A 16,171-nucleotide genomic window follows, 5' to 3' on the forward strand; every position below is an offset into this window, starting at 1 on the left:
GCCGCCAGCGTTCAATCTGAGCCATGATCAAACTCTTCAATTTAAGATTTTGTTCGGCTCAATGAATACTGAACATTACATAAAGTAATGTTTGAATTGACTGTGCTGAATCCGAAGATTCAATGGTCACTTCGTATCATTGAAACCTAACTTGAAGCCTAAGCTTCTAATTGGATTATCATCAACGAGTGCCCACACAGATTGATAGGTCTATATTTTTAAAGAGCACACTTCGAAGTTCTCTTCAAAGTGGACGGCTATTTTAGCTAGATAACTTATCGTGTCAAACACTTTTTTAAGTTATTTATCTGCGAGTTAATTTTAACTCACTAACCGTAGTTGTTTAGGTTCCGCTTCACTTGCTTTCCCGTGACAACGGAGGCGCATTATAGGGAGTTCATTAAAGAACACAAGTGCATTTTTTAAAAAAACTCACCTTTTTAGTTTATTCGTATAGAAAACAGACAAAAGACTCTAAAAAACTATAGAAAAGGGGCCAAACGGCCCCTTTAGTGTGATTTTTATCTCAATTTTACTGTATCCATACAATTATTGATGAGCACAAATTTGGTCATTAGTAACAATTAGCTGCACTGTCTTGTCTGGAACGATTTCACCAGAAAGAATTGATTTGGCTAACGGGTTCTCGACATTCTGCTGAATTGCACGTTTTAAAGGACGCGCACCATACACAGGATCGAAACCAACTTGAGCGATCAAATCGAGTGCTTTGTCGGAAACTTCTAGTTGATAGCCTTTTTCCTCTAGTCGTTTCGCCAAACGTTCCAATTGAATAGAAGCAATGGACTTAATGTGCTCTTGACCAAGTGGATGGAACACCACGATTTCGTCAACACGGTTCAAGAACTCTGGGCGGAAGTGTTTGCTGACCACATCCATCACTTCACTCTTGATACCTTGATAGTCTAATGTTGCGAAATTCTCTTGGATACGAGATGAACCCAAGTTCGATGTCATGATCACAACCGTATTACGGAAGTCAACAGTACGACCTTGACCATCCGTTAAACGCCCATCATCGAGAACTTGCAGCAGAATGTTAAATACATCCGGATGCGCTTTCTCTACTTCGTCTAACAAAATTACCGAATACGGCTTGCGACGAACCGCTTCAGTTAAGTAACCACCCTCTTCATATCCGACATAGCCTGGAGGAGCACCAACCAACCTTGCCACTGAGTGTTTCTCCATGAACTCAGACATATCGATACGGACCATCGCATCTTCACTGTCGAACATAAAGCTCGCAAGTGTCTTACAAAGCTCTGTTTTACCCACACCAGTTGGACCTAAGAATAAGAAGGAGCCAATTGGTCGGTTTGGATCAGAAAGCCCAGCTCGACTACGACGAATGGCATTCGATACAACAGAGACCGCTTCGCTTTGCCCTACCACACGATTATGCAGCACGTCTTCCATACGAAGTAGTTTCTCTTTTTCCGCTTCTAGCATCTTGGATACCGGAATGCCGGTTTGCTTAGAAAGTACTTCTGCAATCTCGTTGTCGGTTACTTTATTACGCAATAGCGTCATTTCCTGCATTTCAGCTTGGGTTGCAAGATCTAACTGCTTCTCAAGTTCAGGAATACGACCATATTGAAGCTCCGACATACGGTTTAGATCGCCAGCACGGCGAGCAAACTCCATGTCCATACGAGCTTGTTCAAGCTCAGACTTAATATGTTGAGTGCCAGAAAGAGCTGCTTTTTCTGTATTCCAAACCTCTTCTAGTTCAGCGTACTCACGTTCTTTTTCATTGAGTTCTTCATTAAGCGCTTTCAAACGCTTTTCACTCGCTTCATCGTGCTCGTTACTTAGTGCTTGTTGCTCAATTTTGAGTTGGACAATTTTACGCTCAAGCTTATCCAAGGACTCTGGCTTAGAGTCAATTTGTAAACGAATGCTTGAAGCCGCTTCGTCAATCAAGTCAATCGCTTTATCCGGCAACTGACGGTCGGAGACATAGCGATGTGACAAGCTCGCCGCAGCAACAATCGCTGGGTCAGTAATTTCGACGTGATGATGAAGCTCATAACGCTCCTTCAAGCCACGTAAAATCGCCACGGTATCCTCAACGGTCGGCTCATCCACCAGCACTTTTTGGAAACGACGTTCTAATGCTGCATCTTTTTCGATGTACTGACGATATTCATCCAATGTTGTTGCGCCAACACAGTGCAGCTCACCACGAGCTAATGCCGGTTTTAGCATGTTGCCCGCATCCATTGAGCCTTCACCTTTACCAGCGCCGACCATAGTGTGTAGTTCATCAATGAAGAGGATGACGTTGCCTTCTTCTTTAGCAAGTTCATTCAATACTGATTTTAAACGCTCTTCAAATTCCCCACGGTATTTCGCGCCAGCAACCAGTGCGCCCATATCCAGTGATAGCACACGGCGACCACGCAGACCTTCAGGTACTTCATTGTTAACTATGCGCTGCGCTAAGCCTTCAACAATTGCTGTCTTACCTACGCCTGGTTCACCGATAATCACAGGGTTGTTTTTAGTACGACGCTGCAATACCTGGATAGTACGACGGATTTCATCATCACGGCCGATAACCGGATCCAATTTACCTTGCTCTGCACGTTCGGTAAGGTCTATGGTGAACTTTTCCAATGCTTGGCGAAGCTCTTCTGCGTTCGGATCATTGACCTTTTGACCACCTCTGATCTTTTCGATTGCCTGGCTGACTTTTTGCTCTGTTAAGCCGATCTCTTTGAGTAATTGCCCCAATGGTCCGCGATCTTCTAAAGCGGCAAGCAGGAAGACTTCAGACGAGATATAGGAGTCTTGACGCTTTTGCGCCACTTTGTCACACAGGTTAAACAATGTGCCCATCGAGCTAGAGAGCTGAACATCCCCACCGATGCCACTGACTTTTGGTAATCGATCTAACATTTCACTCAATTTAGAGCGTAAATGCGTTACGTCCACATCCAGCATAGTAAGCAATGGACGAATTGGACTGCCATTTTGATCAAGCAAAGCCACCATGAGGTGAACTGGCTCGATATATTGATGATCGCGCCCTAACGCTAGTGATTGAGCATCAGAGATAGCGATTTGAAACTTACTTGTGAATCGATCAAGACGCATATCTACCTTCCTAACCTCAACTAAAGGAAATTCTTTTGACAGTTAGAAAGATGGATACTCAGGAGGGGAATTTCAAGGGAGTGAATGAATAAAGATAGCTTTGCAAAAATAGTAGTATGCATCTTAGCATTTTGGTGCTTATAGCTAGTCTTCGATCCAAATAAAGGTTGCTTGTCGACCAGTCTTACCATCACGGCGATAAGAGTAAAAAGAGGCTTTATCTTGGTAAGTACAAAGTCCAGAATCAAACACTTGTGTCACACCAGCTCGGTTTAGACGTTGCGTTGCCAGCACCGACATGTCAGCAAACCATTTACCGTCGATATCGCGTGGAGCAAATGCTTGATTCGCCTGTGAATCAAAATCAACAAAAGCTTGCAGAACATCTTCACCCACTTCGAAGGCTTGAGGGCCAATTGCTGGGCCAAGCCACGCTATCACTTCACCAGAAAACAACGCTAACGCATTTTCGACAATGCCATTTGCTAAGCCGCGCCAACCTGCGTGAACAGCGGCTACTTGCGTACCTTGTGTATTAGTCAATAATACAGGTAAACAATCGGCGGTCATCGCTGAACAAACAACATGGCTTGAAGAAGTAAATACACCATCAGCATCAAGCACCTGTGTTGTTGGTTCATTTGCTTGAGCCACAACGGTTGAATGCGTTTGGTTTAACCAGATTGGCGCATTTGGCATGCTTGCCTGTTGCGCCAACCAAGCTCGGTTCTTCTCTACTAAAGACAAATCATCCCCAACGTGAGTACCTAAATTTAGCCCTTGGTAAGGGCCTGTCGAAAATCCGCCTATGCGTGTTGAGGCGAAAGCTTTGACATTTTTAGGCGCTGGCCAATTCGGAATGATCGTCTTCATATTAGAATTCTTCCGGTAAGCCGTGCTCTTCTGTATCTTGACGAAGCGCTTCAGTCATCACAACCATGTCATCAGGCACTGGAGCATGAAACTCAAGAACTTCGCCCGTAATTGGGTGCTCAAAGCGCAGCATTACTGCGTGCAATGCTTGGCGATCGAAGCCCCGGATCATTGCCGTTAGCTCTTCAGACGCACCTGTCGGGATGCGAGCACGTCCACCATATGCAATATCACCGAGCAGCGGATGCTGAAGGTAAGACATGTGCACACGAATCTGGTGCGTACGACCCGTTTCTAGACGCAAGCGAATACGCGTGTGTTCGCGGAAGCGTTCAGCAACACGGTAGTGCGTTACGGCTGGTTTGCCCATTGGTGCCACCGCCATAAGCGTGCGCTTAGTAGAGTGACGACCAATAGGTTGATCCACTTTACCGCCCGCAGTCATACGACCAATAGCGATCGCTTCGTACTCACGAGTAATATTACGTTTTTGCAGTGCGCGAACCAGACGAGTTTGTGCAGGAACGGTTTTCGCCACCACCATCAAACCCGTTGTGTCTTTATCCAAACGGTGCACGATACCTGCACGAGGTACTTCTGCAATATCAGGGTAATGATGCAACAACGCATTAAGTACAGTGCCATCAGGCGTACCAGCGCCCGGATGAACCACAAAGTCACGAGGTTTGTTGATAACGATAATATCTTCATCTTCATAGACGATATCTAGCGGGATATCTTGCGCTTCCCAGCGTTCTTCATCTTCTAACTCGGCTTGCAATGTAATTTCCTCGCCACCCATTACTTTGGTACGAGGTTTAGTGACAACTTCACCATCAACTTGAACTTTCCCATCAAGCAGCCACTCTTTTAGGCGCGAGCGAGAGAAGTCCGCGAATAATTCGGCGATAGCTTGGTCTAAACGTTGACCTAACTGGCTATCTTTTACGGTATTTGTTAATACAATCTGCTGAGCCATATCGAACTTTTTTAAAAACTGTGAGACTAATGCTCACGACTGTGAAAAAATAGACTATTACGTCATTGTATCTGTTACTGGAAAGAAAGTAACGGCAGCTTAAGAAATATTTAGATTCAAGGAACAGACTCCTGATATGAAACGTCAGACTTTAACAGGCCTTTTAGCGGTATCCCTTCTGTTTGGATGTGCAAGCAAAGAAGAAATCGTTCCTGATGTGCCGCCTTCGGAACTGTATGCAGACGCACAGATTTCTCTTCAAAGTGGTAATTGGCTTTCTGCAATTGAGAAACTGGAAGCATTAGACTCACGTTACCCATTCGGTGCCTACTCTGAACAGGTGCAGCTTGACCTAATCTATGCGTACTACAAAAACGACGACCTTGCTTTGGGCTTGGCAACCATTTCTCGCTTTATGCGTTTAAACCCAACCCATGAAAAGATGGATTGGGTGCTGTACATGCGAGGTCTAAGCCACATGGCGCAAGATCGTAACTTTATGCATGATTTATTCAGCGTAGATCGAAGCGATCGCGATCCTGAACCGGTAAAAAAAGCGTTTGATGACTTCAAAAAACTACTTCAACGCTACCCGAATAGCCCATATGCAGAAGATTCACAAAAACGTATGGTTGCGCTGAAAAACCGTCTAGCGAACTATGATTTAGCGACTGCTGACTTCTACCTTCGCCGTGAAGCTTGGGTCGCTGCTATTAATCGCAGCCAAGAGCTACAAAAAGCGTATCCAGACACAGAAGCTGCACGTAAGTCACTGACTATCCAGCTAGAGGCCTATAAGCAACTTGGTTTGGAAGACGCCGTAGCAAGAACTGAAAAGCTTATCGAGCTCAACCCTGTGAAGTAATTGAACTTGCTTTAAACTGAACCGCCACCGTTTTTACCGTGGCGGTTTTTTATTACTCTCAATAGTGTATTCAGCCCTTTCTTGATGATCTTCCTAGCTCCACATATGCTTAAAGTTCTCCTCCCCCCTTTATAAAAAGGATGTGAACGTGACGATATCTAAGCTTTGCGCAGTTATGCTGCTCCTATTGTCTGCTTCCGTTTGCGCACTGCAAATCTCGCCGCTCAAACAGCCTCCTTATACTGGGGACCTCGATGTCATCAAGGAGAAGAATGTACTGCGCGTCTTAGTTTCTGCTGATTTAGGCTTTTACTACATTGAGGGCGGCACACCAAAAGGCATAGGCGCGGAATTGCTGGCGCATTTCGAAAAAGACCTTCGTAAACTCAAACCAAAGCTTAACGTACAAATTATTCCTGTTGCCCGCGACCAGCTACTGCCAGCCTTAGAAAACGGTTCAGGTGACTTAGTTGTCGCCAACCTGACTATTACCGACACGCGCAAACAGAAAGTGGAGTTCAGTTCACCCATTCTCACTGACATTCAAGAGTGGGTAGTGACAAACAAAAGCACACCAACGATGACGAAAATCGAACAACTGAGCGGCAAAGAGATTTGGGTACGCGCCAGCTCTAGCTACTTTGAAAGCATTCAGACACTAAATAAGAAACTAAACAAAAAAGGCTTACCGCCTGTTATCGTGCACTTTATTGAAGAAACACTTCAAGATTATGAGCTGGTCGGAATGCTCAACAATGGTTACGTCAAAGCCATTGTTCTCGATAGCCATAAAGCCAAGCTTTGGCTGAAAGTGATGGATGATATTCGGGTGCACAAAAAAATCCCTATCCGCAAAAATGGCAAAATTGCTTGGGCAATGCGAGAAAATAGTCCCAAATTAAAAGCCGTCGTGAATAAGTTCATCCAGAAGTCTCGCTCTGGGACACTACTCGGTAACGTTATTTACGGTAAATACATCGATAACACGGGATGGTTGAACAGAGCTCTTAACCCTAAGAAAATTGCTCAACTAGAAAAACTCGCAGCGCTATTTTCACGCTATGGTGAGAAATACGATATCGACTATTTACTGATCGCTGCAATCGCTTACAAGGAATCAGGATTTAATAACGACCTAGTTGGAAGCCGAGGTGCCGTTGGCATAATGCAAGTCCTACCCAGCACCGCTCAAGATCCGAATATCAATATCAAAAATGTTCGACAATTAGAAAACAACATTCATGCTGGAGTGAAATACTTAGCTTTTTTGCGTAAGCAGTACTTCAGTGATCCTGATATTACTGCACAAAATAAACTCTACTTTACATTGGCGGCTTACAATGCGGGCCCCGGCAATGTAGAGCGTATTCGTAAGCGTGCAGCCCAACAAGGTTACGATCCTAATGTTTGGTTTAATAACGTGGAAGTCGTTATGCGGAAAAGTTTAAGCTCAACGGTTGGGTACGTCACAAGCATTAATCGCTACTACATAATATACAAACAACTAGAAAGTTTGGACCAAGTCAAAAGTCTAGAAAGGGTTTCACTAGCCCCAAAAGACCCCATTTTCATGATACCGCTACGAAAAGTCAGCCAAATGCCAGACAGTAAAAAGCCGCTTGTACAGTAAGCGGCTTTTTAAATGGATTCATTGGAAAGACTCAGTGATCGTCATCACACCTTACGTGTAGTTAAATTTTAACCACCTCAAATATTAGGCCGTAAAACTTCCCTAAAAACGAGGCCGTTTTCAGCTGAGTACTCTATCCAATCTACGGATTTACTAACCGATAACAAGCAATTTCACGATAAATCTCAGAAGTTCTTGAGTGAGATCACATTCATTTTTCATCATAAAAAACCCGAGCAAAATAATGATCTGAATCACATTTTTTTATGCTTAAAGCGGTAATCTGAACTCAACCCATGAGGGATGCAACAGAGGAAAAACACTTATGACAATGAATATCACTGGCAAAAACATCGAAATCACCTCTGCAATCCGAGCTCATATTGAGAGCAAATTTAAAAAACTGGAGAAATGGCAAGTAGACCTAATTGGTTGCCAAGCAACTTTCAGTGAGGAACCAAACAAACAGAAGAAATTCGAAGCGGTTATCAAAGTTCCTAAAGGCCAGCTCATTGCCTCAGCAACTCACGAAGATCTTTACGCAGCTATCAACGAAGTGGAGCAAAAACTAGAACGACAATTGAACAAGCTGACCCACAAACCTGAAGCTCGACGTGCAAGTAAGCCTGAGCTAGTGGAAGAAGAAGAGTAAACTGAACAGATTGAGGAAATAGCGCCGAAAGGCGCTATTTTTTTGCTTGACGCTCTCCCCAGCCTTGCTTATTGTGTTTAAACACTCATAAATTAAGCACTATTTATGCATTTAACCTCACTGTTTATTTTTGACTTCTTTTTCCTCCCATAGTTGGAGGGGCGAACTCGTTTGTGAAAGAAAAGTCAAAAACAAACAGAAAGCCTCCCAAATCGGGAGGCTTTTTTATAAGGAAAGAATTGATGACTGACCAACCTATTTCCCTCGAAGAAATTCGTTTACGCTTGAATGAGTTGGATGACCAACTTCTCAGCTTATTGTCTGAGCGCCGTAAACTCAGCATTGAAGTAGCCAAAAGCAAAGTACAAACCTCAAAGCCTGTTCGCGACGCCGTCCGTGAACAGCAATTATTGGTCAAGCTGATTTCTAATGGCCAAGATAAATACGAACTTGACGCGCAGTACATCACCAAACTTTTCCATACCATCATTGAAGACTCAGTTCTGCTTCAACAAAGTTATCTGCAAAATCTCGTTAACCCACAGCAAAGCCGTAAGCCACTTGCTCGCGTCGCTTTTTTAGGAACCAAAGGCTCTTATTCGCACTTGGCAAGTCGCGAATACTTCAGTCGTAAAAATACGGAGCTTATCGAGCTCAACTGCGAGCACTTTAAAGAAGTGACTCAAACGGTTGAATCTGGCCATGCTGATTATGGCGTTCTGCCAATCGAAAACACCAGCTCAGGCTCTATTAATGAAGTGTATGACTTACTACAACACACGACGCTTTACATCGTTGGAGAGCTAACTCAACCAATCGAACACTGCTTGGTTGCGAAAAAAGACATTCGTCTGGAAGATATTAAAACGCTGTATTCTCACCCTCAGCCACACCAACAGTGCAGTGAGTTTTTAAGCCGTATGAAAGGAGTAAAGCTGGAGTCCTGCGCGAGCACAGCAGATGCAATGCAGAAAGTCCAAGAGATGGATCGTGATGATGTAGCTGCAATTGGTAATGCATCAAGCGGTAAGCTATATGGCTTGCAAGCAATTCAAGGCAACATCGCAAACCAAACCGAAAACCATACTCGCTTTATCGTGGTTGCTCGTAAACCGGTTGAAGTTTCTACTCAGATTCCAGCAAAAACCACATTGATCATGTCGACCTCCCAAGAGGCAGGTTCATTGGTTGAAACACTATTAGTGCTGCAACGTTACGGCATCAATATGACCAAGCTAGAATCACGCCCAATTATGGGGAACCCGTGGGAAGAGATGTTCTACGTAGACTTGACATCACATCTTGCTTCGACAGAAATGCAACAGGCACTTGAAGAGCTAACAAAAATCACTAAGCACTTGAAAGTATTAGGCTGTTACCCGAGTGAGAACGTAAAGCCTACGCAAGTAAAATTGAGTCAATAGACACCAGTGAGTAAAAAGATCATGGCACCCCAAAAAGTCGTAATCGCATCGCTAAACCCAGCCAAAATTAATGCAGTTCAAAGTGCATTTCGTAATGCATTTCCGTATCAAGAGTTCAACTTCGTTGGCATCAGTGTACCGAGTGAGGTCGCAGATCAGCCCATGACGAATGAAGAAACTCATCGTGGTGCGCTAAACCGCGTTAAAAACGCAAAAGTAGAGATGCCAAACGCGGATTACTATGTCGGTCTCGAAGCGGGAATTGAAGCAAACGTGACGTTTGCTTGGATGGTGGTTGAGTCAGAGACTCACCGCGGTGAATCTCGTTCTGCAAGCTTAATGTTGCCGCCAAAAGTCTTGGAAAAACTCAAGGATGCGAATGAGTTGGGAGATGTAATGGACGAAGTGTTTGGTACTGATAACATCAAACAGAAAGGTGGCGCTATTAGCCTGCTAACCCAAAACCAGCTAACTCGAAGCTCGGTCTATCACCAAGCCTTGATTCTGGCTTTAATTCCATTCACAAACCCTGAGCACTTTCCTTCAAATTTATAACACTCAGCCTATTCTCTAGATACGCAAAAGGGCGGATATTTCCGCCCTTTGTAATACGTTATCTTAGTCAATTGTAACACCAAGGCCTAAAAGCAAATTGGATATACTGTCTACTTAGATACCGCAACTTGTTCTAACAAGACTTTCAACTTGTCTTTTTCTTCATCAGATTTCGACTTTAGTTCGTTAGAGCCACGAGTAATGGTGGCAATGCCCACACCAAGCATCTGACTGATCTGACGTTGAGATAATTCTCCTTTAAGAAGTTCGTTAATTATATTAACGCGTGATATTAATGACTCTCTCTCATCACGTGACATCAGCATAGTTAACAGCATGTCATCTTGCTGGGTGCCCATACTTGTTCGAATTAGCTCAATAATCTGTTGCCAGTCTTTGTACTCGGGTTCGTGCGACATCAAGTTACCTCACTCAATACTTGGTATTGATCTCATGTTGATTCAAGAACGCGCCATCGATACCCAAAAGATCACGATAGTATGTTTCAAACATCAAGATGTTTTGTACATAACCGCGCGTCTCTTTAAATGGAATTGCCTCAATAAAGGCATAAGCATCCACTTTTCCTTGGGTACGCTCTCGCCACGTTTTTACTCTGTTAGGACCTGCATTATAAGCAGCAAGAGCAAAAATACGATTATTATCGTAATCCTCTAATAAACCTTGCAAATAATGGCTACCAATTTCGATATTTTTTCCTACATTGTAGAGATCCTGCGTACCTTGATAACTCAACTTATATTTACGTGCCGTGTACTTCGCCGTCGCAGGCATAATCTGCATAAGACCACGAGCGCCAACTGGAGAGCGGGCTTCAACATCTAACGCACTTTCCTGTCGAGCGAGAGACATCATCGTGACGGGATCAATGTTGTGCTTTTTCGCATAAAAGTTAAACCACCAGCGGTGTGCTATTGGGAACCTAAGTTCGATATTATCCCACATCTGCGCTTGAATACTCGCGGTCACCGTTAGGTTATGCCAACGTTTAAATGATGCATAAGCCGCCAACATCGCCTTTTCATCTTTTCCTACGCGGCGCAGTAAGTGTGCCCATTCACTCTTCGCTGCTGCGATTTTATCCGTCGCGATCAACTCTTCGATACGAGCTAACGAGTCTTGATAGGGTTGAACAACTTTCTTATCCAACTTAACCGTATGCGTTGGGTATTTGATTGATTGTCCGATTGCATTGGCGGCAGCCACACTGTAGAAGTTTCGTTGCCCAAGCAGAGTTGCTAAACGCTGTTTCCCCGCGATGTCATCACCTAACGCAATTTCACTTCTTCCAAGCCAATATTGCCAGCGTAGCGTGGCTTGTTCTTCTTTATTTAGAACAGCAATCCACTCTTGTACGCCTTTCCAATCTGCATTTTGAATCGCTAAGCGGATGCGCGTTTCAATCAACGGTAAGTACTGACTGGTTTTCGTTTTATCATCGCGCCATTTAGCTAATGACTCAGACTCCGTACGAGTCAATCGAAATGCAATATAGTCGGCAAGTTCTTGCGCTTTTTCTGGAGAAAACTTCTGTCCTTTAATGACGGCATCGTACGCACCTTGTGCTTGGCTAGTGTTCATACGAGCCAACTTTTCTAACGCATATTCACTTTGCGCTCGATTAAAATCATTCGCAGGTTTTTTCTTCGCGAATTCCGCAACACTTGCAGGATTATCAAACAACGCTTTCATTCCTTTGGCTTGTTGCTTTGCCTGCGCTGATTTAGGCAGTTTGAGCAAGTAACTCATCAAACCGCCATTACGAGCATCAAACGCCAGTAACATACGCTGTAGAATCAGTTCATCGGTACGCTCACCCGCCTTGTCCCATGCTGCAAATAATGGGTCACACTCATCAGCAATGCTGATGCCACGTAACCACATATGTTCAGCCCCTTTAAACGCCGCGACTTTCTTGCCTTGCTTTAACTGAGCTACGTAGAAAATACATTGGTAACGCTCACCACTAGGAATGACTTTTTGAAACTCAGTAATGGTTCTCCAATCTTTTTGCTTATAAAGATGATTGAGGTATGGAGCGCGAACTCGACGAGAAAATGGAAAAGACTCGTGCTCAGAAATAAACTCGTTTACCTGTTGTGGTGACTTTTCCGGTAACTGTCTAATAAAAGTGCGGTAATCCACATAAGGCGTTAGTGGATAGTTAGAAATTTTAGGACGAATCGAAAGGTATCCATCGATGTCATTTTTATCTAATAAATCTTGAGCTTGCTCATATACTTCGCGCTGCTTTTCCAAACTCAGCGCGGCATTAGCACTCAAACTCATAGCACACAACGCGGCGGCGCAGCATACGTTTTTAGCCAATTCAGATACGTTGAATCTCATTTGTGTCATTTTCCCCAGACATATACTGCCCTAAAGCCTAGTTTTGTTAGAGTTCATGTGATGTTAAGGCAATTTTCACACATGCATCTATTTACACAGAATGCAGATGTCCATGTAAAGCAACTTAGTGTATTAAAAATTGTACTCGTCAAACTTTTAAGACGATGGAGACAAAGCGTTTCTAACTCGCATAGAAAACACTTCGTCATTCTTAACGAATAACAAAAGTGTATACCCTAACCGTGTAAGTTTCCGGTCAGCTCAAAATAAGAAATCCATTCGTTAGGGAAATTCTTGCAATGCGGTAACAAAAACAAAGCACTTGGTATAAAATGATGGGTTTGAATGACAGTTAATTTAGGAACGATCGGCAATGGCTGAATACGTATATACCATGTCGCGGGTGAGCAAAATTGTGCCACCTAAGCGTCAAATTCTTAAAGACATCTCTCTGAGCTTCTTCCCTGGTGCGAAAATCGGTGTTTTAGGTCTGAACGGTGCAGGTAAATCCACACTGCTACGTATCATGGCAGGTATCGACACGGATATCGACGGTGAAGCGCGTCCACAACCTGGTCTAAACGTAGGTTACCTACCTCAGGAACCAGTATTAGACGAATCAAAAACCGTTCGTGAAGTTGTTGAAGAAGCGGTTGCTGACGTTGCTGACGCTCTGAAACGTTTGGACGCAGTCTACGCAGCATACGCTGAACCAGATGCAGACTTCGACGCACTTGCAAAAGAGCAAGGCGAGCTAGAAGCCCTTATCCAAGCGAAAGATGGCCACAACCTAGAAAATGCGCTTGAGCGTGCAGCAAACGCACTACGTTTACCTGAATGGGACCAAAAAATTGCGCACCTATCAGGTGGTGAACGCCGCCGTGTGGCTATTTGTCGCTTGCTACTTTCTAAGCCAGACATGCTACTGCTTGATGAACCTACCAACCACCTAGATGCAGAATCAGTGGCTTGGCTAGAGCGCTTCTTAGTGGATTACACAGGTACCGTAGTAGCCATCACCCACGACCGTTACTTCCTAGATAACGCTGCGGGCTGGATCTTAGAACTGGACCGTGGTGAAGGTATCCCATGGGAAGGCAACTACACCTCATGGCTGGAGCAAAAAGACGCTCGTCTACAACAAGAAGCCTCCCAAGAGAGTGCTCGCCAAAAGACTATCGAGAAAGAGCTTGAGTGGGTACGTAAAAACCCTAAAGGTCGTCAAGCGAAGTCAAAAGCACGTATGGCTCGCTTTGAAGAACTGCAAAGCTCTGATCATCAAAAACGTAATGAAACCAATGAACTATTTATCCCACCAGGTGAGCGTCTAGGTGATAAGGTTATTGAAGTGAAGAACCTGACCAAGTCATTTGACGGTCGAGTTCTAATTGATGACCTGTCATTCAGCATCCCTAAAGGTGCAATTGTTGGTATCATCGGTGCTAACGGCGCAGGTAAATCGACGCTATTCAAGATGTTAAGTGGTACTGAACAACCAGACTCGGGCACAATTGAGATGGGCGATACAGTAAAACTAGCATCTGTCGATCAGTTCCGTGACAGCATGGACGATTCTAAAACCGTATTCCAAGAGATCTCTGAAGGTGCTGATATCATTAAGATCAACAACTTCGAAATCCCAGCTCGTGCATACTGTTCACGCTTTAACTTTAAAGGCAGTGACCAACAAAAGATTATTGGTGAACTATCGGGTGGTGAGCGTAACCGTGTCCACCTTGCGAAGCTTCTTAAAGCGGGCGGCAACGTGTTGCTACTCGACGAACCAACCAACGACCTTGACGTTGAAACACTGCGTGCTCTAGAAGAAGCATTACTAGAGTTCCCTGGTTGTGCAATGGTTATCTCGCACGACCGTTGGTTCCTTGACCGTATCGCGACCCACATCATTGACTACCGTGACGAAGGCCAAGTTAACTTCTACGAAGGTAACTACACAGAGTACATGGATTGGTTGAAGAAAACATTGGGTCCTGAAGCCGCAGAACCACACCGTATCAAATACAAGCGTATTGCGAAGTAATCGCAACCCACAAAGTTTGATTGTAATTTGTACAAAGGCCGCTATCATAGCGGCCTTTGTTTTCTTTGTTATAAAAAGAGCTCATTAGCCCGTCTCGTTCGTTAAGAACATGACATTGCACTTACGTCACTCTGTAGCGACCTCGACACTTTTCAAACAACAATCGAACACTTTTTGTTCGTATTGATATACTATTCAATTCTGTTTGACGACCTGACGAGAATATTCATATGACAGAGAGACGACGCTTTTCACGTATTCTCCATCAAGCTCCAGCTAAGATAGAACAACGTGACTTGGCAATTGAAGCTAGGATTCAAGATCTTTCCTTGCATGGTTTACTCATGAAAGTGGAAGAGACTGAGGCTTTGGATCCAACCCTTCCAGTCCATGTGACTTTTTCATTTGATCAATCCGAACAAGTGATTACGTTAAAAGCGCAAATTGTGAATGTCTCTAAGTGTGAGATTAGGTTGAAGATCGCTAAGGTAGACATCGAAAGCATTAGCCAACTAAAACGATTTATAGAATTGAATGTAGGCAATAACGACCTTCTGAATCGAGAGTTAGAGCACCTCTCTGGTTTTTAGGAGAAAAATAAATGAACGCCTATTTAAGTAACAATAACTATGTCTAAAAAAATCATCATGCAGATCCCGACGAAAGACGGCGATCAGCAGTTCTATTTGGGCCGCAGTTCGGTCCTAGCAGTATTTGCTTCAGTATTGGCATTACCCGCCGTCGTTGGTGGCGCGTGGTACCTTAATCAGCAGCAGATGCACAATAAAGACGAACTAACACAAATCATCGCCAAACTGGAAAGTGAAAAGGCCGAAGTGACGGCTCTTTACGAAGAACAGCTTGATACCAATCATTCGCTTTCCCAGTCTTTGACGGACAAAAACAATCAAATTCAGCTATTGGGCAAACGGGTATTCGACGTTGAATCGGTTTTAGGTCTCGCAGACGAAGAGTTGATGATCGATGAGAACAGCATGGGGTTAGAGGAGCGAATTGACGCAGCCGCTATCGATTCTGCTGTTCGAGCGACGATGTTCCGTTTGATACCAAATGACAGTCCAGTCACATACCAACGTATTTCTTCTTCTTACGGCAGTCGTATTAATCCGATTTCAGGTAAGAGGCATGTTCATACTGGTATCGATCTGACTTGTAAAAGAGGAGAAGAGATCCTGGCACCGGCTGACGGTGTGGTGGAAACCGTTCGCCCGAGCAATCGTGGTTATGGTAACTATGTCACCATTCGTCACTCATTTGGCTTTATGAGCTCCTTTGCTCATCTACAACGCTTCAAAGTGAAAAGCGGTCAGTTTGTTAGTAAAGGCGACATCATTGCTCAATGCGGTAACTCTGGCAACTCCACAGGGCCACACTTGCACTATGAAGTACGCTTCCTCGGACGAGCACTCAACCCTCAATACTTAATGGAGTGGACGCCAGAAAACTTCAATGACGTCTTTGAAAAAGAGAAAAAAGTGAAATGGGGACCTTTGGTTCAATTGATTGATAACGTTGTACGTCTACAAGTCAATTTAACCAATTCACCCTATCGCGATACCAGTATCAACACAGTATCAAGTGAAGATACGAGTAATACTGCGACGAACTGATTTGTCCATCAACACGAAAAAGAGCAGC

General features: G+C 44.1%; 13 protein-coding genes and 1 other annotated feature. Of the genes, 8 read left to right on the forward strand and 5 right to left on the reverse strand.

The genetic code is table 11. The annotated features are described in order from the left end of the window. Nucleotides 1-549: 549 nt before the first annotated feature. From clpB to rluD, 3 genes are all read right to left on the reverse strand, one after another. Nucleotides 550-3,123, reverse strand: a complete 2,574-nt coding sequence (clpB, locus tag R7Q09_RS18610; protein ID WP_262664953.1) for an ATP-dependent chaperone ClpB — start codon at nucleotides 3,121-3,123, stop codon at nucleotides 550-552. Between the two features lie 144 nt (nucleotides 3,124-3,267). Beyond that, a complete protein-coding gene (gene pgeF / locus R7Q09_RS18615) occupies nucleotides 3,268-3,996 on the reverse strand; it encodes a peptidoglycan editing factor PgeF (protein ID WP_005381874.1) in 729 nt (242 codons plus the stop codon). Between the two features lies 1 nt (nucleotide 3,997). Further along, on the reverse strand, nucleotides 3,998-4,975 hold the full coding sequence (gene rluD, locus R7Q09_RS18620) for a 23S rRNA pseudouridine(1911/1915/1917) synthase RluD (protein WP_005381875.1): 978 nt from the start codon (nucleotides 4,973-4,975) through the stop codon (nucleotides 3,998-4,000). 136 nt (nucleotides 4,976-5,111) lie between these two features. Between rluD and bamD the strand changes: the two genes are divergently transcribed. From bamD to yjjX, 5 genes are all read left to right on the forward strand, one after another. Beyond that, entirely contained in the window at nucleotides 5,112-5,840 is a 729-nt protein-coding gene (bamD, locus tag R7Q09_RS18625) for an outer membrane protein assembly factor BamD (protein ID WP_005381876.1), read from the forward strand. 148 nt (nucleotides 5,841-5,988) lie between these two features. Continuing rightward, the gene (locus R7Q09_RS18630; protein WP_309473959.1) at nucleotides 5,989-7,470 is read left to right on the forward strand and encodes a lytic transglycosylase F; all 1,482 of its coding nucleotides are present in this window, start codon (nucleotides 5,989-5,991) and stop codon (nucleotides 7,468-7,470) included. 325 nt (nucleotides 7,471-7,795) lie between these two features. Then, nucleotides 7,796-8,122 (forward strand): ribosome hibernation-promoting factor, HPF/YfiA family, encoded by a 327-nt coding sequence (gene hpf / locus R7Q09_RS18635; protein ID WP_005381889.1) that lies wholly within the window; start codon nucleotides 7,796-7,798, stop codon nucleotides 8,120-8,122. Nucleotides 8,123-8,230: 108 nt separating this feature from the next. Next, nucleotides 8,231-8,352 (forward strand) — a sequence feature (Phe leader region). Nucleotides 8,353-8,364: 12 nt separating this feature from the next. Continuing rightward, complete coding sequence (gene pheA, locus R7Q09_RS18640; RefSeq protein ID WP_318070478.1) at nucleotides 8,365-9,546, forward strand: prephenate dehydratase; 1,182 nt, start codon at nucleotides 8,365-8,367, stop codon at nucleotides 9,544-9,546. 21 nt (nucleotides 9,547-9,567) lie between these two features. Further along, complete coding sequence (gene yjjX, locus R7Q09_RS18645; protein WP_213886939.1) at nucleotides 9,568-10,101, forward strand: inosine/xanthosine triphosphatase; 534 nt, start codon at nucleotides 9,568-9,570, stop codon at nucleotides 10,099-10,101. 110 nt (nucleotides 10,102-10,211) lie between these two features. On the opposite strand, the gene trpR is transcribed toward yjjX, so the two are convergent. Then, complete coding sequence (trpR, locus tag R7Q09_RS18650; RefSeq protein WP_005381892.1) at nucleotides 10,212-10,520, reverse strand: trp operon repressor; 309 nt, start codon at nucleotides 10,518-10,520, stop codon at nucleotides 10,212-10,214. A gap of 13 nt (nucleotides 10,521-10,533) precedes the next feature. After that, on the reverse strand, nucleotides 10,534-12,480 hold the full coding sequence (gene sltY / locus R7Q09_RS18655; RefSeq protein ID WP_411913108.1) for a murein transglycosylase: 1,947 nt from the start codon (nucleotides 12,478-12,480) through the stop codon (nucleotides 10,534-10,536). A gap of 364 nt (nucleotides 12,481-12,844) precedes the next feature. On the opposite strand from sltY, the gene ettA reads away from it, so the two are divergent. The 3 genes from ettA (at nucleotide 12,845) to R7Q09_RS18670 (ending at nucleotide 16,143) form a co-directional block, all read left to right on the forward strand. After that, complete coding sequence (gene ettA / locus R7Q09_RS18660; RefSeq protein WP_005381894.1) at nucleotides 12,845-14,512, forward strand: energy-dependent translational throttle protein EttA; 1,668 nt, start codon at nucleotides 12,845-12,847, stop codon at nucleotides 14,510-14,512. A gap of 230 nt (nucleotides 14,513-14,742) precedes the next feature. Further along, nucleotides 14,743-15,102 (forward strand): PilZ domain-containing protein, encoded by a 360-nt coding sequence (locus R7Q09_RS18665; RefSeq protein ID WP_031781006.1) that lies wholly within the window; start codon nucleotides 14,743-14,745, stop codon nucleotides 15,100-15,102. Between the two features lie 39 nt (nucleotides 15,103-15,141). Then, a complete protein-coding gene (locus R7Q09_RS18670) occupies nucleotides 15,142-16,143 on the forward strand; it encodes a M23 family metallopeptidase (protein WP_005381900.1) in 1,002 nt (333 codons plus the stop codon). The last annotated feature ends 28 nt before the right edge of the window (nucleotides 16,144-16,171 follow it).

This window comes from Vibrio sp. 2130-1, from assembly GCF_033339515.1.